The sequence below is a fragment of the Paenibacillus sp. SZ31 genome, assembly GCF_012912005.1.
Lineage (GTDB): Bacteria > Bacillota > Bacilli > Paenibacillales > Paenibacillaceae > Paenibacillus.
The window spans coordinates 203,289-220,123 of record NZ_JABBEA010000009.1 but is presented as its reverse complement, the minus strand read 5'-3'; the positions used below and the strand labels follow the sequence as shown (position 1 = coordinate 220,123).

Genomic DNA, 16,835 nt, shown 5'->3' with positions numbered 1-16,835 from the left:
CATTCGCCCTGATATCGTCCCTTTATAGTTATTTTAATTCATGCCATGACAAAAAGCCAAAACAAGACGCGCGCGTCTAATCTCTGGCCATGAACACACTAAACCCCTGCCTATCCAAAAGGGACATTGCAGGGGTTCGGTTGGAATGGAACTGGTTACTCCTCCCCCATAAGAGGGTAGAGTCATCCAGAAACCAAACTATATTTTATATGATATCAACATAAATCACTTCATCAATTACTTTGATAATCCATCCATAAATTGTTTAATGACCTGAATTAATTCTTCAGGAGCTTCATACATGCTCATATGACCCGCACCCGCAATCACGGCTTGCACAATATGTGGCTTGTCACTTGTAAATGTGCGTTCTGGCGGGATAACAGCGTCCTTCTCTCCCGCAACCAGCAATACAGGTAATGGTGTGGCTGACAACACATCACGGCGATCCGGGCGTTCTCGCATAGCAAGTGCAGCGCCAACAGCACCTTGAGGGGCTGTCTGGTAACCAATCTCTTTTACACGTGTTACTTGCTTGGATAACGATTCTACATGTTCCGGTGCAAACAAGCCGGGAACCAGTCCATCTACAAAATTCACGATACCTTCGGTTTGAATGGTGGATACAGCGCGAAGGCGTTTCTCCTTGGCTTCTTCACTGTCCGGATAGGCTGTGGAATGAATCAGACCAAATGCATTCAAACGCTCCGGGTGGTGTTGTGCGATCGAAAGCGCAATATATCCCCCCATGGAGTGTCCCAGAAGGACCGCCTTTTCCACGTTCAGCTCATCCATCAGCTGTAACACATCGTTGCCCATCTGTTCGATCGTATAACTTCCTACAGGTGCATCTGTTTTTCCATGTCCACGCAGGTCAGGTACGATACAGCGATAGCTGCGTGCCAGCTCGGGTACGACCTCATCCCAATAGGATGAACTACCACAGTATCCGTGGAGTAAAATGAGTGCTTCTCCCTTACCTTGCTCGGCATAACAAATCGTCGTTCCATCACACATCACTTTTTCCATTATGAATCCCTCTCTCTGCGCGAATTAAATAATTCAGGTTGTATATTATTAAGCCTGCGTATCATAAATGAAACGTTTGTCTCCATTTCCATGCTTCAATCGCGGCGTCTGCAATCGTTCGTGACATCCCCATAACCAAGTGAAGCGAGGTCATTTGCAATATGGAATAGGGTCTTGGTCCATTGGCATTAACCACAGCTGCTACACTGTATTGTCCGACAGGGGGCAACTGGCCCCCAACTGATTGAGCAGGAATGAGTGGGTTATTCGAAAGATAGTATGTACCTACAGCATTCTTTGGACCCAGACATGCATCAATCGCTATGATGGCATGGTGTGCCGGAATAAGTGCCAATTTCTTCTCCAGCGTATCTGCATCACAAGGGGAAGACAGCGTGCCAATCACGTTACCCACTCCACTCTCTTGCAGTAAACTTCCTGTCAGTGGACCCAGAGCATCCCCGGTGGAACGATCGGTACCGATGCAGACAAACGTGATTTCATCTGGAGAATGAAGTTGAACGATGTTTTTGAAAAATAAGACCAGATCCTCTCCAGGCAAACCTTTACGGACTTCCCTTCCTTGATGGCGAACCATTTCTCGCTTATACGCTGCCAAGCTGTATTCCCTCCAGTGCACTCAGGTCTCCATTGACCCCTGTTGTTGTATCCATCATTGTAACCGATGCATCGTTTCCCCGCAAAAGCATTGGCCTGAGCGCTTCCAATCATGATACAATAACAAGAGTTTCCGATACGGAAGGGATGAAGTTAACGATGGATTTAACACAAGCAACAGCAGCCAATATGGAATATATGATTGAAGCGATCAAAACCAAACTTCGGATGGCAAGCGGTGCCGCGATGCAAGCTTCGTCATTCCCACTTGAGAAATATGAAGATCTGTTTGATCTGTATGAAATGATTTTGAGCAAGGAACATCTCAGTATCTCTGAAGTGGAAGCTGTCGCTTCGGAACTGGGTAACCTTCGTAAATCCTAAGCCAAAAAAGGACCTGTCTTCCACAACAACGTGGGAACAGGTCCTTTTTCGCATTTTATATTTAACGACTATCCTTACTAGATACACATGATTATTAAGGCAGGTCAACTAGAACAAATTCGGCAGGTTCACTGCCTGTGCTCGTCATTTGCAGATCACAGCTTTTACGAATTCGCGCAGCATCCCCCGGCTTGAGGTTGAAGTTGCCGTCCGAACAATGAATCTCCACATGTCCACTGATCAGGAAAAGATGTGTACGCCGATCTTCGTGTTGCGGGTACATCAACTTCTTCCCGGATTCCAAATGGGACAGGTAACAGGTTACATCCTGGGAAATAGGCAATGCGCCCTCGGTTCCCTCGCCTCCTTGTCCTGATACAATCGGACATAGACGATTCAAATGCTCCTGCGGCTCTACCCTCCGATTCGTATAGGAAGGTTTCAGCATACGCTCCGATGGCAAAAACCACATCTGGAGAAAACGTACCGATTCATCCGCTGACGGATTGGTCTCGGAATGTTCCACTCCCGTTCCCGCACTCATAACCTGGACCGTTCCCGGTTCAAGCAATTGTTCTGTTCCCATACTATCCGTATGCTTGAGTGTGCCTGAGATGACATAACTAACAAGTTCAAGATCATGATGTGGATGTTTCTTAAAGCCTTCTTGCGGCATCAGCGTGTTGTCATTATGAGCCAGCAAACAGCCAAAATGGGCGTTGCTCGGATCATCATAATCCGCAAAGGAAAAGCTGAATTCACTGTGTATCCAACCTCGATCCGACGTGTGCCTTTCTTCCGATGTCACCACTTTAATCATGTTCATCCACCTCCAAGAATTTAGAGCTGCCACATTACCGCGGCAGTCCATGCGTGTATATGAATTGTATAGATGAATACCAGTTGGTATGTCATCTTTACCCGGGGTCCGGCAACTCTAATCACGCCCCTTCTTAAGGTTATACGCTATCTTCAAGTGAGTGCAGAAGGAACTCACTATCTGCATGACCCACAAAGGTACCTGCGTCATTTCGGATGTCCGAAGGGAAGACTTCAGCCAATCGTGCAATGGTTCTTTCATTGGAATAACCAATTTGTTTCAGAATGGATTGGGCAATGAAAGCCCACTCTTCCTCAGAACCATCAAGCACCTTGAAGGTGATTCCCAATCGTTCTTTTTTCAGACCAAATCCGAAGACCCCCTTGAATCCACCCTTCGCTACAATGTTATCGTCTTCCAGCAGCACTGAATCTACACGCTCCGTGCCACCTACCATTAACGGATGTTCATTCATGGCCGATGTAATCGTCTCTACAGCTGTTCTTGTGGAAGGATCAGCGATAAGATCCGGACAAGCGAGCTTCAGATAGGCGTTCGACAATGCTGACAACGGCAAAGAAAATACCGGAAAGCCGCAGCCATCCGTCCCAAGTTCAATCTCTTTTTCCTGAATGCCTGCCAGGTCGGCAAACGTTTCGAGAATTTCACGTTGCACCGGATGATCCGGTTCAGCGTAACTGCCCAGATCGACCTGCTTCATCTGACTGTATCCCAGGATTCCCAGATGTTTGCCGGAGCAGTTGTGCAAAATGCGACGTTTCTCCCCTTGTGCACGTAACCATTCATTGCGGCTTTCTTCATTAAGCGGATAACTCGGCGCACAGATCAGGCATTCTTCTCCTAATCCGATTTTACCAGATAGCTGCTCCAGCACCCGGATATGTTCCGGTTCCGAACGATGCGAAGAAGACATGATCGCAATCTCCTGTGCTGAGAGGCCATAGTGAATCGCAATTCCTGCCCGAATTCCTGGAATAGCTTGAAAAGGTTTGGCAGATGAGCGAGTGAACGCTCTAAAATGAGGATCACCAGCCGAGTATACGATTCGACCATGCTCATCCGTAATACTTATGTGTCCGTAGTGGGCGCATTCCATAACGCCTGCACGGTATTCTTTAATTAACAAGGCACTCTCCATGCGAGTTCTCTCCTTTGTGCTCCCGAATTCATCTCTGCTTTGCGTCACGACGCCGCATGGGATATCTTAAATAGTATAGTACAAAAGCGACGTTTTTACAGTTTTTTCGACAGGTATTTCGGGTATAGCTTTATCAATCTATGTTCATCTACTACAACTACTGAAGGAGAAACTCACTATGACGCACAAAACGTATTCACCAGCCTCATTCAGTTCAACTCCCGACACGTCGTTACGTCCACTCCTCAACTGGGGTTTGGCTGGAATGGCTATCAGCGCTTCGGTCGTATTTATCCTGGCTGGTCTGGGAGCCTGGTTGGGTGCTGATGTTATTATTCGTTTGGATGATCAAGTTCAGCAATTATTTTATCTGAATTCGGATTCACGTCTTCATCTATTCTCTTACACTGCATTCATAACTGCACTGGGCTCATTCAAGATCTCTGCTGTTGCTGCTGGAGGTTTTGCTCTTCTTTTGTTCATGCAACGCAGCCCAAGGTTTGTTATATATGGATATGCGATCTTGGGGAGTTTTGCCATGATGTGGATTCTGAACACGTTATTGAAGGAATTTTTCAGACGAAGCAGGCCTGAACTGGATCATCTGCTGGTCGTTCACGGGTACAGCTTCCCTAGCGGACACGCAATGATCTCTATGGGCTTCTACGGCATGCTATTTGTAATCTGGGCTATTGAACGACAACGGCATACCACTTCCGGTGTATGGATACCTGTTCTATGCGGCATCAGTTTTATTTTCTTGATCGGCATCAGCCGCATCATGCTGGGTGTTCATTATCCTACGGATGTATTTACGGGATTTGCCGCTGGTTTGGCATGGATCTTCTGCATGATTAAAGGCATTAAACTAGCCCATTAAAGAATGAATCCCTCTAATTTCCAGTTCATTCATCCTCATTTTTATTGTTTCACAGGGTTGCACGGCGTTTATATACGAAGTAAGCAAACGCGAACAGACAACATCCTACATCAAGTTTAAAGGAGGCGGTTGTTATGTGGGGCATCATTATCAGCATTGTGATGGCAGTCATCATCGGTTTGATCGGAGATGCACTTGCCGGTCACAACATGCCTGGAGGCATCATCGGTGCAATGATTGCCGGATTTGCCGGAGCCTGGCTGGGAGCACTTTTGCTTGGTAACTGGGGACCGGTTATCGGTAACTTTGCCATTATTCCTGCCATCATTGGTACAGCGCTCTTTGTTTTCTTGCTGGGGCTTGTGTCCAGACTGCTAAGACAGGCTGCCTGATTCGGGCAACAAGGTGTTCGTTGTTTCGTATTTGTTTCTTAATTTGAAGAAGGAGTGATTAGACATGAATAAAGCAGAAGAGCAATATCCTGTACAGACTGGTTCGACTTTCGCCAAAGGAATTTTCATCGGGGGTTTGCTGGGAGCAGCTGCAGCACTACTCTTTGCCCCTAAACCAGGACGTGAATTGCGTGGTGACCTTTCCGAGAAAGTGGGCATCGTTACTGACCGCACCAAAGAAGTGGCAACCGTTGTAGGTGATAAAGCCTCTGAACTGGCTAAAACGGTCTCTTCCAAAACTTCTGATATTGCGAAAACGGTAAATCAAGGCCGCAATGATGTCATGGACTCTGTGAGAAAAGCGTCCGCTGATGTGGCTAACGAAGCTTCCCGTGCATCTGAGGAAGTAGCTGCCGCTTCCGTGGAAGCGAAGGAAGATGCACGTAAAGAACTTAACTCGACTAGCCTGTAAGGCTATACAGATCGAGTGACCAATAGCCAGCTGCACTCCAGCTGGCTATTTTTTATCCAATGCGAGTTGAGGGGGAAGAAACATGAGTAAAGTTACAATCAACGGCAATACTCCAATTACGGGAGGAACACCGGCGCAGCAGTATGATACAAGCGAGCATCCTTTTGAATTGCGGCATGAGGTAAAGCGATTGAACACACGTCTGGATCAGATTGCGGATAGTCTGGAGAGAGCACAGATCAAGGATATTATTGAGAATTATAGCAGTCCCAAAAAGCGGATTATTACGAACTTTACAGCGGGAATGGCACGTGGACTTGGTCTAACCGTAGGTACCTTTGTGGTTCTGGGTTTGCTGGCGTTCATTCTCAGTCAATTCGTCAATATGCCGATTGTGGGACAATATATCGCTGACTTGCTTGGTTATATTGAAGATTACAAAAACTAAAATGAATTAGCAGAGCAGGTCAATTCTTACGCTTTTCGGTCGCTCCTCTGCTCTGTCCTTCTTCGGCAGAAGACTGAGAGGACTTCACTTTCAATAGATCCCCTGTCCATCCTTTCATCATCAGCCATACATACATGCTGATCATGCTTAAGATAATGACGACAAGGACCAGTATAACTCCCCAGGATTTGTCGATAAAAGGTAGGTTTTCAAAGTTCATCCCCCATATCGCACCAGCTGCCGTGGCGGGTATGAACACAGCGGTAACGATGGTCAGTGTCTTCATGATTTCATTACCACGTACACCGGAGATCGCATTATCAATCGAGATTAACGTATCGATCTCTTTCTCGTAGTGACTAAACAAACGTTCCATCCGCTCTACTCGATGTTGAAGCTGCTTGAAGTATCGATTTTCATTTATTTCATCGAGGTAAGCCTCATGGGCAGCAGCCATCAGTTCCGAGTAGGGTATAAACAGATTGCTCCAGTACAACAGTTCAAATCGGGCAGCGAGAATCTGGTCCATCAAGGTGCGAGCATTACGGGATTCCATCTTACGTTCCAGATCACGCAGGTTCATCTCAAAATGATCCATCCCCACATGGTAGTAATGCAGTATAGCTCGAAAAAGTACAAACATCCCGTCCCTGGCCTCACTACATTGCTGTAACATATGAGCACGTTCATCCGTCTTCATAATACATCGTGTATTGTCATCCATATTCAAGGTAACCAGGTTATTGCGATCGACATAGAAAAACATCTGATTATCTTGGCGTTTGTCGTCTCTCTCATTCTTGATCGCATACAACAAGGAGCCAAATATGACGGGCTCTGTACCATTCACGAAACGGACGGACAAATAATTCGATTCGACTTCAGGAATTTTATGAAGCCAATACTGCATATCCGGAAATGCCGCTGTCAGCTCCTCCAAAGCATCGTTCATGCTATCCGGGTCAGGTGCGACCCAATCCCACCATTGCCAATGGTCCGTGCAAGATAACTTGTCGCGGCGAGCTACCAGCTTTATTTGATCCACAATCACCATATCCACTCCTGCACTTATGTTCGTTCATTGCATACCCATCTTTTCGATCCCAAAAAGGACACGTATGCATTTCAGTGCAATTACGTGTCCTTTTTTATGCCGTACTCAACAACATCAGGGATTCTTTTATCATAACATTGAAGCATTCGACATAATCTGTTTCAGCTTCTCTGTAGCTCGCTTCTGAATGCGCGATACACTCATCTGTGAAACACCAAGCTTCTGGGCAATTGCCCGCTGAGATTGGCCATCTTGGAATGCTAGAATAAGTACCTTCTGTTCTTGTTCCTTCAATTGTCCCAATGCCTGTTGCAAGTCCATCCGTTTTTCGACTGAATCGAAGTCATTCACATCTGCACTGATCAGCTCACCCAATGTCGCTGCACTGTCATCCTGAGATAACGGAGAATCCAGTGACACATAGTGATAACATTCCCGACCAGCCAGAACTTCAATCGTCTCTTCCGCGGTCAAATCAAGGTATTCAGCAATCTCGTTCACACCAGGTGAGCGCTCCAGCTTCACGGTTAACTCATCAATGGCATGTTGCACAAGTGCACCCTTTTCCTTAATCCTCCGGGGCACCTGAATATACCAGGATTTGTCTCGCAAATAGTTCTTCATATGACCGATCATGCTCTTCATGGCATATGGTTCAAACGGAATACCCAGGTTGATATCGTATTGCTTGAGCAAACGAATCAATGCCATCTGCCCGGTCTGATACAAGTCTTCGTATAGATCGGGGCGATTCCGAGCAATTTTACCTGCTGCCATCTTTACCATCGGTTCATATTTACGGATGAGAACTGTTGCAATTTCATTATCTTGGGTCTGCTGGTATTCCCAGATCAAACCTATAGCTTCAGACATGGACTCTGGGGGAGTCACTTTTTCATTCATACTTTCTCCTCACTTCTTGCAAGACGTTTTACGAGTACTACCTTCGTACCTTTGCCCGTCTCACTTTCCACGCTGACATCGTCCATCAAGGCTTGCATCAGGTAGAACCCAAGCCCACCAATCTGTGCTTCTGTCAGTTCTTTGTCGTGAAGACCGGCACGTGACACAGCAGGGTTCATATTCTCGAAGCTGGCACCTTCGTCTTTGACAGTAATGGACAGTGTTTCGCCATCCACTTCAAATACGACTTCTACCATGCCGCCTTCGTGTGAGTAGGCATACAGTACAGAGTTGTTACAGGCCTCGGATACAGCAACTTTCATATCCTCAATGTCTTCATAAGAGAATCCCATTTTGGATGCTACTCCATAAAGATTGAGTCTTACAATATCAACGTAATCAGCTGTCGCCGGTAGATTAAGGGTGACTCTTTGAACTTCTGCATTCATTCCTTTTTCGATCCTTTCCTATTGGGAATTCTTCTGTGTGACAAAGAATTTGGCGATGCCCGTCATGTCAAAAAGTTTCTGAATTTGCGCAGGAACTTCCTGTACTTCAAAACGAGCTTCCATTCCATGTCTTGCCTTCAAAACAGATAACAGGATACCAATCCCTGTACTATCGATATACTTCAATTCTTTCATGTTAATCAAAAGATCTTGTTCCTTGTTATCCACGAGCGGCTCCATTACCAAACGGAAGTCAGGAGCAACCGACAAATCCAGTTCGCCAGTCAAATACACCGTGCACACGCCATCCTGTGTTTCAGTTCTTGCATTGAATTTTTCATTCTTATTTGTATTCATTAGACATCTCTCTCCTGATCAATGGTTTCCTTACCTAATAACCCAACTTCAGCACGAGTGAAACAAAAAGAAGTTTGGCAAATGTTTCAATTGGCATGATTCATGGCAGATGGGCCTGAGTTTAACATTTGTCGTTGTTTTTGAAACTGGGCTATTTTTTGTTTTACATTGCCCATTTTCACTGGTTTACTAATATAATCATCCATGCCTGCGGCAATACAACGTTGCTGAATACCTTCCATAACATTAGCCGTCATCGCTATAATGATCGGCTGAGTAGACGGGGACAGGCTCTCTCGTATCCGCCGTGTGCACTCCAGACCGTCCATAACAGGCATCTGCAGATCCATGAACACATAGTCATAGGGATAACGGCTGCTCAGGACCATGTCCAGTGCGCTCTGTCCATCTTCAGCGATGTCCGAGAGCAACCCAAGCTTACTGAGCATAATCGCCATCAGCTTTTGGTTAATGGGATGATCATCCACAATTAATACGGTGGGATATTTATTCTCGTTCTTCACATCCGTCAGCTTCTCTTCCCCGTTCCTCTGGACCAGTTCTGTTTCTACATAACGTTTCGCCTGAATCGTAAATACAAATGTTGCTCCCCGTTGCTCTGTGGTGTCGAGATAGATCTGTCCACCCATCATTTCGACCAGCGTCTTGCAGATCGCCAGGCCCAGGCCTGTTCCGCCATACTTGCGTGTCATGGATGTATCAAGCTGAGAAAACGGCTGGAACAGGCGGTCAACTTTGTCTGATGCAATGCCTATTCCAGTGTCCTTAACAGCAAACTCCAACGCCATTTGTCCATCCTTCTCCTCATTCACTGACACGATCAGATATACCCCACCCTGGTCAGTGAATTTGATCGCATTAGCAATGAGATTCAAGAGAACTTGGCGTAGCCTTGCCATATCTCCGTAAATCAATTCAGGGACCGAATCTTCCAGGAAATAATCCAGTTCCAGATTCTTTTTGCCTGCTTCGGCAGCAAACAATCCCAGCACTTCCCGAATACAGGAGACAAGTTCAAAAGGATGCTCTTCAAGTTCCATTTTGCCGGATTCCATCTTGGTGAAGTCAAGAATGTCGTTAATGACCGTGACGAGTGCATCCGCACTGCGACGAACGATGTCTGCGTACTCCTTCTGATCGTCCTTCAATTCCGTCTCCATCAGCAGATCCACCATGCCGATAACTCCGTTCATCGGTGTGCGAATCTCATGGCTCATCATCGCCAGAAATTCAGTCTTCGCATTGGCTGCAATTTCCGCTTCTTCCTTGGCTTGAATGAGTTGTTGGTTCATCTTCTCCAGTTCCTGTGTCTTCTGGTGAAGCAGCATGGTCTGTGTCTTCAATCGTTTATTGGTGATAAACATCTCCACAAAGCCCTCGATCTTCGATTTCAAAATCTGAGGAATAAATGGCTTAACCATGTAATCAATGGCCCCGGCTGAATATCCCGCAAACAAATGCTCAGCCTCTCTGCTATTCGCAGAGATGAATATGATCGGCACATCCTTGGACTTGTCCCGTGCCTTAATTAACTTTGCTGTCTCAATTCCGTCCATCCCAGGCATCTGTACATCAAGTACGATAACCGCAAATTCGTCTTTTAGCAGACAGCGGAGTGCCTCTTCTCCGGAAGTTGCCTTAACGAGTTTATATTGTTCCGATTCCAGAACCGCTTCAAGAGCAAGCAAGTTCTCAGGGCGGTCATCTACCAATAATATATGGATTGGTTCATTGAGCCCCATGGCTAACCCTAACCCCCTATTTGATCTTCCGGTATATTTTTTCGGTCCGGTCTAATGGCTCATAGGTATCACTGAACTCTGTAAAATGTATCGATTCTTTAGACCCCAGAACCAGAATACCAAAGTGGCTCAAGCTCTCGTGAAACAGCCCATGCACATGGTTCCGCAGTTCATCATTGAAATAAATCATGACATTGCGGCAAAAGATAACATTAAACTCATTAAATGACCGGTCTGTTGCCAGATTGTGCTCGGCGAATATGATGTTTTTCCTTAGAAAAGGATGAAATATCACCGAATTATATTTCGCTGTATAGTACTCGGAGAAGGCTCTGGTACCCCCTGCCTCCAAATAATTTGTAGTAAACAGTTTCATTTTCTCAATACCGTAGACGCCTTCTTTGGCCTGCTGCAATGAGCGATCATTCATATCCGTTGCGTAGATTCTTGCCTTGTCATACAGCCCTTCCTCATGCAACATGATGGCCATGGAATAGACTTCCTCTCCCGTAGAGCAACCCGCATGCCATATTCGGATATACGGATAGGTTCTCAGAATAGGAATAATCTGTTCCCGAAACATTCGGAAAAGCGAGGGATCTCGAAACATTTCCGTCACAGGGATGGACAAATTCTGTACAAAACGTTCAAACGCGGAACGGTCATGAAGCACACGCTCCTGCAAGCCGGATATGCTCTTAACACCTTCGGCATGTGCATGATGCCAGATTCTTCGTTTCAGGGATGGCAGTGCATAGTTTCTAAAATCATATCCATATAAACGGTGCATGCCTTCCAACAGCAACTCAATCTCGATCAGCTCGCGCTCTTCATCTTGCGGCATACGGACCAAATCTGTCCCCGTCTCGGTAGGTTCCCACGGTGTCATAAATTCTCTCCACTTCTTCATTTGTTACTTGCGTATTCGTCGTATTGTCTTTCATTACCCAAACAATGTACTTACGAATAATGAACTTACGAATACAACCATACGCGCATTAAGGATAATAATTGATCCGTCTGGATCGGTTTTTTCACATAATCAGAAGCTCCAGCCTCAATACATTTGCCTCGATCCTCTTTCATGGCTTTGGCCGTAAGCGCAATAATCGGCAATTTTTCAAACTCCGGGATCTGTCTGATTCGTGTCATCGCTTCGTAACCGTCCATTTCTGGCATCATCATGTCCATCAGTACCAGATCAATTTCCGGATTTTTCTCCAGAATCTCCAGAGCCTCACGGCCATTCTCTGCAAAGGTTACATCCATGCGATAGCCTTCAAGGACACTTGAAAGGGCAAATACATTACGAATATCGTCATCTACAAGCAATATTTTCTTACCTTCAAACAATGTTTCCTTGTTGTGCAGCTTCTGTAAGATTCGACGCTTGTCTTCCGGCAAATTGGCTTCTACCCGATGCAGGAACAATGTCGTTTCATCCAGCAAACGTTCCGGTGACTTCACATCCTTGATAATGATGGATTCCGCATATTTACGAAGCTTCATTTCTTCCTTGGAATCCAGTTCTTTGCCTGTATAAATTATAATCGGCAAATCGTTCAGATATTCATCATCCCGAATCTGGTCGAGCAACTCGAACCCGGTCATATCCGTTAACATTAGATCCAGTACCATGCAATCATAACGCTGGGTGTGTAATTCATTCAAAGCTTCACTGCCTGTGGATACTGCCGTGATTGCCACATCGTCATGACCAATCAATTCAATAATGGCTTTACGCTGAATCTCATCATCTTCCACAATCAACAGTCGTTTCAACTGATTCTCGGTATAGGATTTGATATGCGAGAAAGCTTTATCCAGTGAATCCTTACTGGAAGGTTTTTTCAGATACGCAATAGCGCCCATCATCAGACCTTGCTTCATATCATCAATGACCGAAATCACATGTACCGGGATGTGGCGTGTTGCCGAACTGCTCTTCAGCTCGCCCAGAATGGTCCAACCATCCATAACCGGCAATTGAATATCCAGGATAATCGCATCCGGGAGATATTGACGAGCCATTTCAAGTCCTTTATCCCCCTGCAGGGCAACAAGTGCCTTGAATCCTCTTCCTCTGGCCATATCCATCAAAATATGTGCAAAGTTCACGTCATCCTCAATAATGAGAAGGATTTTGTCACCTTCCATCAGATTCTCCCGATCATCTTCGATCTGCGTCACTTCAGGCGTATGGGTAGGAGATAGGTCCGTACCCACGCTTCGCTCCGGATCAGGAGAGAGAATGGACTGATGGCTTGAAAGCATGGTCCGTGTTTCCATGGACTGTTCATAAAGCGCCTCTGAGGATACTGCCGCTTCTCTTGAAGCACCTTCACCGGCCAGAACTTCCTCTTCATGATTATCCGGCAGGTACAAAGTGAAGCAGCTGCCTTCCCCCTCGGATGATTCCACCTGTATTGCACCACCAAGCAATCGTGCCAGTTCTCTGCTAATGGACAATCCCAGACCAGTTCCGCCGTATTTGCGACTTGTAGTCCCATCCACTTGCTGGAACGCTTCAAAGATCAGATCCGTCTTGTCCGATGGAATACCGATGCCGGTGTCTTTTACAGTAAATCCGAGATATTCCTGATTGGTATTCATGTAACCCGGCAGTTCTTCCGGTTTCATCCGTCGTCCAATCAGACTGACCGAACCACGATTGGTAAACTTGAACGCGTTCGACAACAAATTCCGCAAAATCTGTTTGACGCGATGACTGTCGGTATATACCCATTCCGGTAAATCGTTGTCGAACTCGATGTTCAAGTTCAATTCTTTTTTATTCGCCATCGGTCCAAAGTTTTGCTGAACAAAGCTGGTCAGCTCTTCCATTCGAACCGTCTCATAATTGATATCCATCTTGCCTGCGTCCACTTTGGAGAGATCCAGAATCTCATCAATCATCTTCAGTAAATCGGCACCCGACATGTAAATGGTTTGTGCATATTCCTGTTGCTTGTCAGTCAGATTTCCACCCTTGTTCTCCGACAATAACTGGGACAGAATAAGCAAACTGTTAAGTGGTGTACGAAGTTCATGCGACATATTCGCCAAAAATTCAGACTTGTACTTGCTTGTCATCGACAGCTGTGTAGCTTGCTGTTCCAACTGTGTCTTCGTTTTCTCAATTTCGTCATTCTTCTCTTCGACTTCACGCACTTGCTCTTCAAGCGCCCGCGTCTTCGCAATAAGCTCGGTATTGAAATGCTCCAGCTCTTCCTGCTGACGTTGCAGCAATTCTTCGGAACGTTTAAGCGCCTCTGTCTGCTCCTCCAAATTCTCATTGGAACGACGCAACTCTTCTTGCTGTGTCTGCAATTCTTCCGATTGAACTTGCAGTTCTTCAGTCAGTGCTTGAGATTCACGAAGCAGCTCCTCCACACGCAAACGACGTCGAACGTTGTTCAAAATTACGCCCAAGTTCATGATCAGTTGAGCGAACAATTGTTTATGAAGTTCATTGAACCCTTCAAAGGAAGCCAGTTCAACTACACCAATCAGTTCATCTTCAAATACAACAGGATAGATCATAATGCCCGCAGCACGTGTTGAACCTGAGGCTGAACCAATATGCACGTAATCTTCCGGCGTATTTTCCAAAACTATTGGTGTCATATCCAGCGCAGCTTGACCAATCAGGCCTTCACCAATCCGGTACATTTCTTTACCAACGTCTTCGTTCTCCTCAAATGCATATGCACCGTAGCGTCTCAGCTCGTCGGGATGTTTCTCCTCATCAATGAGGTATACAACACCCAACTGAGCACCAAGCACGGGGGTAAACTCACTGATAAACATCTGGGAGATTTGTCGAATGGAACCAATGCCCCGAAGCAGCTCAGGAACTCTTGCGATGTTCGAACTCATCCAGTTCTGATCCTGTTGAGCCTGCACATAGGCTTTCTCAACTTCCAGTTTTTCTTCCAGATCGCTCGATACATCTTTGAACACAGTGGCAATCTGACCAATCTCGTCCGTCGACTTGACCTGAATGCGTCTGATTGTACGATAGCGCCCTTTGCCAAAACTGGTGATCATCATGGATACGGTGTTTAGACCCCGCGTAATACTCGGCAGTACCCACATAATGACACCCAGAGCCAGCAACAATCCGGCAATCATGATACTTATGGTGATCTGTACCGCTCTCGTATACGCTGCGTTAGCGTCCTTAATCTCCGTATCAATCTCTTGGTCCTGGTAGCGGGAAAGAGCATTCAAACTATCCACAGCTTCTTTTTGCACCGCAAGTCCTGTTGAATTGCGGTAGTTATTCGCATCTTCTACCCGATTCTGGGACATCAGGCTAATCTGTCTCGTAGCATAGGCTGTATAAGCATTCCATGCGGCATTTACACGATCCACCAGTTGATGCTCAGGCGCACTGTCCGCCCGGTTTCTTACTTCTACGAGGTAACCGTCCCCCCGATCCTTCATCTCCTTCAAGTCACCGTCAGCTGCACTAATTGAGTTATTCGGATTCAATAACAAGTTAGCCAGCACTTTGGCAATGTCATTAACCTCTCCACGTGCAGCAGATGTGTATCTTACTTTGAGATAACGCTCCTGATACATCTGATCAATCTGCTGATTACTGCTGTTCAGCCGTTCATAGCTCACAAACGTGAGTACGATCAAAATGGCCATCAGAGCGGTAAAGCCAATCAGCAGTTTATTCCTGATCTTCATTCAGCCTCCGCCCCTTTATCCAAAGTAATCCAGACCAAACATTTATCATCATCCCGTTCCTGGGGAATTTCGTCGTCGAAAAATAGTGCCTGCATGGCAGCTTCATTCCACTGATGTGAGCCGGTCAGTTTTTCGACCAGGAATTCGTGTTGTTCCTCTTGCCCGCCCTGAACAGCTTCTAATAATCCATCCGTATAGAGTGCAATATGCCCGTCACCCTCGTAATGAATCGTTTGTGGTTCAATGTCCATTTTGTCAAATAAACCAACTGGACAGCAGACGCTGTCAAATGTAGTCACACTGCCGTCGTTTCGGAAAAATAAAGCAGGTGGATGTCCTGCGTTAACATAATCAATACGCTTCATCCGTGTATCAACGACCAGATAGATTGCCGTGAAATAATACTGCACCAATTGTTTCTCCAGATGGAGCTGGTTAAAGCGGCGGTTCAGCTCCTGAATGACCTTCTCTGGATCGACATAGGTGGTAACCGTATCTTTCAACACAGAAGCAATAAACATGGTAAACAGGGATGAAGATATTCCATGTCCCATCATGTCGAGCAAGAGTACTCCGTAGCGGCCTTCCCCAAGTGGATACCATGAATAGAGGTCACCTGCAAGTTCGAATGAAGGTTTATAGATGGCATGCACTTGAAACAACGGGTCCCGGATTGCCGGACTTAATACGGCATTTTGGACCATTGCTGCCAGCTTCAGTTCATCCTGAATACGTTGATCACGCTCTTTATGCCAATCCTTCTCCTGTTTCAAACGAAGCGCGAGTCGAATTCTGGCCATCAGTTCGACTTTGTTAATCGGTTTGGTCACATAATCGGATGCGCCTGCATCCAATGCTTCGGCAAGTTTCTTGGAGTCACCGATTGCAGTCACCATAATAATCGGTATATCCTTCAGATTTTCAAATTTCTGCACAATACTGCAGGCTTCGATGCCATCCATCTCAGGCATCATCATATCTAGCAAAATCAGGTCAATATCCGACGGTCTTGGACGAGGTTCGTTGCTTTCCTCCCCAATTCCCAAAACTTCAAACATTTCCATGGCGGAACTCGCCGTTACAATGTCACGATAGTTTTCTTTTTTCAGAATTTCTCGAATGATAATGACATTCGTCGGATTGTCGTCAACAATAAGTATTCTCATTGATATCTCCTTATCTGTGGCGTCCGGGTTTGTCGATTCTTATTAGGTTAAAACGAACGTTGATTATACAAATTTTGCATACAAAACGGCAGTAGACATAATAATTCCTAGCATAACTATAATCTTAAACGCGGACTTTTTGAACATCCTTTATCAGTAAATGGCACCATCGCAGGGGAAATACCCCGCTATTTACCCTGTTTTTGCAGCGTCCTGATCCCGCTTCCAAACTTGCAAAAA

17 protein-coding genes are annotated in these 16,835 nt (G+C 45.8%); 5 read left to right on the top strand and 12 right to left on the bottom strand.

Annotation, left to right across the window (positions count from 1 at the left end; all coding sequences use genetic code 11):
- Positions 1-237 precede the first annotated feature (237 nt).
- The gene (locus tag HF638_RS18390) at positions 238-1,029 is read right to left on the bottom strand and encodes an alpha/beta fold hydrolase (protein WP_169481489.1); all 792 of its coding nucleotides are present in this window, start codon (positions 1,027-1,029) and stop codon (positions 238-240) included.
- A gap of 61 nt (positions 1,030-1,090) precedes the next feature.
- Complete coding sequence (gene yyaC, locus HF638_RS18385) at positions 1,091-1,648, bottom strand: spore protease YyaC (RefSeq protein WP_248278196.1); 558 nt, start codon at positions 1,646-1,648, stop codon at positions 1,091-1,093.
- A gap of 158 nt (positions 1,649-1,806) precedes the next feature.
- On the opposite strand from yyaC, the gene HF638_RS18380 reads away from it, so the two are divergent.
- Positions 1,807-2,031: a DUF1128 domain-containing protein gene (locus tag HF638_RS18380; RefSeq protein WP_017692283.1), complete on the top strand. Its 225-nt coding sequence runs from the start codon at positions 1,807-1,809 to the stop codon at positions 2,029-2,031.
- A gap of 94 nt (positions 2,032-2,125) precedes the next feature.
- Here HF638_RS18380 and HF638_RS18375 read toward each other — a convergent pair whose 3' ends face one another.
- Together HF638_RS18375 and HF638_RS18370 are read right to left on the bottom strand one after the other, a co-directional pair.
- Positions 2,126-2,851: a pirin family protein gene (locus HF638_RS18375; protein WP_169481488.1), complete on the bottom strand. Its 726-nt coding sequence runs from the start codon at positions 2,849-2,851 to the stop codon at positions 2,126-2,128.
- A 139-nt stretch (positions 2,852-2,990) separates the two neighbouring features.
- Positions 2,991-4,010, bottom strand: coding sequence for an asparaginase (locus HF638_RS18370; RefSeq protein WP_169481487.1), 1,020 nt, complete (start codon positions 4,008-4,010; stop codon positions 2,991-2,993).
- 178 nt (positions 4,011-4,188) lie between these two features.
- Between HF638_RS18370 and HF638_RS18365 the strand changes: the two genes are divergently transcribed.
- From HF638_RS18365 to HF638_RS18350, 4 genes are all read left to right on the top strand, one after another.
- On the top strand, positions 4,189-4,890 hold the full coding sequence (locus HF638_RS18365) for a phosphatase PAP2 family protein (protein ID WP_169481486.1): 702 nt from the start codon (positions 4,189-4,191) through the stop codon (positions 4,888-4,890).
- Between the two features lie 134 nt (positions 4,891-5,024).
- Entirely contained in the window at positions 5,025-5,282 is a 258-nt protein-coding gene (locus HF638_RS18360) for a GlsB/YeaQ/YmgE family stress response membrane protein (protein WP_017692278.1), read from the top strand.
- 64 nt (positions 5,283-5,346) lie between these two features.
- Positions 5,347-5,754 carry a YtxH domain-containing protein gene (locus tag HF638_RS18355; protein ID WP_169481485.1) on the top strand — a complete coding sequence of 136 codons (408 nt, stop codon included), beginning with the start codon at positions 5,347-5,349 and terminating at the stop codon, positions 5,752-5,754.
- An 82-nt stretch (positions 5,755-5,836) separates the two neighbouring features.
- A complete protein-coding gene (locus HF638_RS18350) occupies positions 5,837-6,202 on the top strand; it encodes a DUF5665 domain-containing protein (protein ID WP_017692276.1) in 366 nt (121 codons plus the stop codon).
- Between the two features lie 19 nt (positions 6,203-6,221).
- Here HF638_RS18350 and HF638_RS18345 read toward each other — a convergent pair whose 3' ends face one another.
- The 8 genes from HF638_RS18345 to HF638_RS18310 form a co-directional block, all read right to left on the bottom strand.
- Positions 6,222-7,247 carry a magnesium transporter CorA family protein gene (locus tag HF638_RS18345; protein ID WP_348982118.1) on the bottom strand — a complete coding sequence of 342 codons (1,026 nt, stop codon included), beginning with the start codon at positions 7,245-7,247 and terminating at the stop codon, positions 6,222-6,224.
- A gap of 138 nt (positions 7,248-7,385) precedes the next feature.
- Positions 7,386-8,159: a sigma-70 family RNA polymerase sigma factor gene (locus HF638_RS18340; protein WP_169481484.1), complete on the bottom strand. Its 774-nt coding sequence runs from the start codon at positions 8,157-8,159 to the stop codon at positions 7,386-7,388.
- On the bottom strand, positions 8,156-8,608 hold the full coding sequence (rsbW, locus tag HF638_RS18335; RefSeq protein ID WP_062836469.1) for an anti-sigma B factor RsbW: 453 nt from the start codon (positions 8,606-8,608) through the stop codon (positions 8,156-8,158). Before rsbW ends, HF638_RS18340 begins: the two co-directional genes overlap by 4 nt.
- Positions 8,609-8,626: 18 nt before the next feature.
- Entirely contained in the window at positions 8,627-8,965 is a 339-nt protein-coding gene (locus tag HF638_RS18330) for an STAS domain-containing protein (RefSeq protein WP_017692272.1), read from the bottom strand.
- An 86-nt stretch (positions 8,966-9,051) separates the two neighbouring features.
- Positions 9,052-10,728, bottom strand: coding sequence for a response regulator (locus HF638_RS18325; RefSeq protein ID WP_169481483.1), 1,677 nt, complete (start codon positions 10,726-10,728; stop codon positions 9,052-9,054).
- Positions 10,729-10,744: 16 nt separating this feature from the next.
- Entirely contained in the window at positions 10,745-11,617 is an 873-nt protein-coding gene (locus HF638_RS18320) for a CheR family methyltransferase (RefSeq protein WP_211175684.1), read from the bottom strand.
- 86 nt (positions 11,618-11,703) lie between these two features.
- Positions 11,704-15,429: a response regulator gene (locus HF638_RS18315; RefSeq protein WP_169481482.1), complete on the bottom strand. Its 3,726-nt coding sequence runs from the start codon at positions 15,427-15,429 to the stop codon at positions 11,704-11,706.
- Complete coding sequence (locus HF638_RS18310; protein WP_169481481.1) at positions 15,426-16,595, bottom strand: PP2C family protein-serine/threonine phosphatase; 1,170 nt, start codon at positions 16,593-16,595, stop codon at positions 15,426-15,428. Before HF638_RS18310 ends, HF638_RS18315 begins: the two co-directional genes overlap by 4 nt.
- Between the last annotated feature and the right edge of the window lie 240 nt (positions 16,596-16,835).

Bases quoted from the DNA above. Each gene is read 5' to 3' on its own strand.
- HF638_RS18370 (WP_169481487.1), bottom strand. From the start codon at position 4,010: ATGGAGAGTGCCTTGTTAATTAAAGAATACCGTGCAGGCGTTATGGAA.
- HF638_RS18355 (WP_169481485.1), top strand. From the start codon at position 5,347: ATGAATAAAGCAGAAGAGCAATATCCTGTACAGACTGGTTCGACTTTC.
- rsbW (WP_062836469.1), bottom strand. From the start codon at position 8,608: ATGAATGCAGAAGTTCAAAGAGTCACCCTTAATCTACCGGCGACAGCT.
- HF638_RS18340 (WP_169481484.1), bottom strand. From the start codon at position 8,159: ATGAATGAAAAAGTGACTCCCCCAGAGTCCATGTCTGAAGCTATAGGT.
- HF638_RS18365 (WP_169481486.1), top strand. From the start codon at position 4,189: ATGACGCACAAAACGTATTCACCAGCCTCATTCAGTTCAACTCCCGAC.
- HF638_RS18350 (WP_017692276.1), top strand. From the start codon at position 5,837: ATGAGTAAAGTTACAATCAACGGCAATACTCCAATTACGGGAGGAACA.
- HF638_RS18320 (WP_211175684.1), bottom strand. From the start codon at position 11,617: ATGACACCGTGGGAACCTACCGAGACGGGGACAGATTTGGTCCGTATG.
- HF638_RS18375 (WP_169481488.1), bottom strand. From the start codon at position 2,851: ATGATTAAAGTGGTGACATCGGAAGAAAGGCACACGTCGGATCGAGGT.
- HF638_RS18380 (WP_017692283.1), top strand. From the start codon at position 1,807: ATGGATTTAACACAAGCAACAGCAGCCAATATGGAATATATGATTGAA.
- HF638_RS18310 (WP_169481481.1), bottom strand. From the start codon at position 16,595: ATGAGAATACTTATTGTTGACGACAATCCGACGAATGTCATTATCATT.
- HF638_RS18390 (WP_169481489.1), bottom strand. From the start codon at position 1,029: ATGGAAAAAGTGATGTGTGATGGAACGACGATTTGTTATGCCGAGCAA.
- HF638_RS18330 (WP_017692272.1), bottom strand. From the start codon at position 8,965: ATGAATACAAATAAGAATGAAAAATTCAATGCAAGAACTGAAACACAG.
- HF638_RS18315 (WP_169481482.1), bottom strand. From the start codon at position 15,429: ATGAAGATCAGGAATAAACTGCTGATTGGCTTTACCGCTCTGATGGCC.
- HF638_RS18360 (WP_017692278.1), top strand. From the start codon at position 5,025: ATGTGGGGCATCATTATCAGCATTGTGATGGCAGTCATCATCGGTTTG.
- HF638_RS18325 (WP_169481483.1), bottom strand. From the start codon at position 10,728: ATGGGGCTCAATGAACCAATCCATATATTATTGGTAGATGACCGCCCT.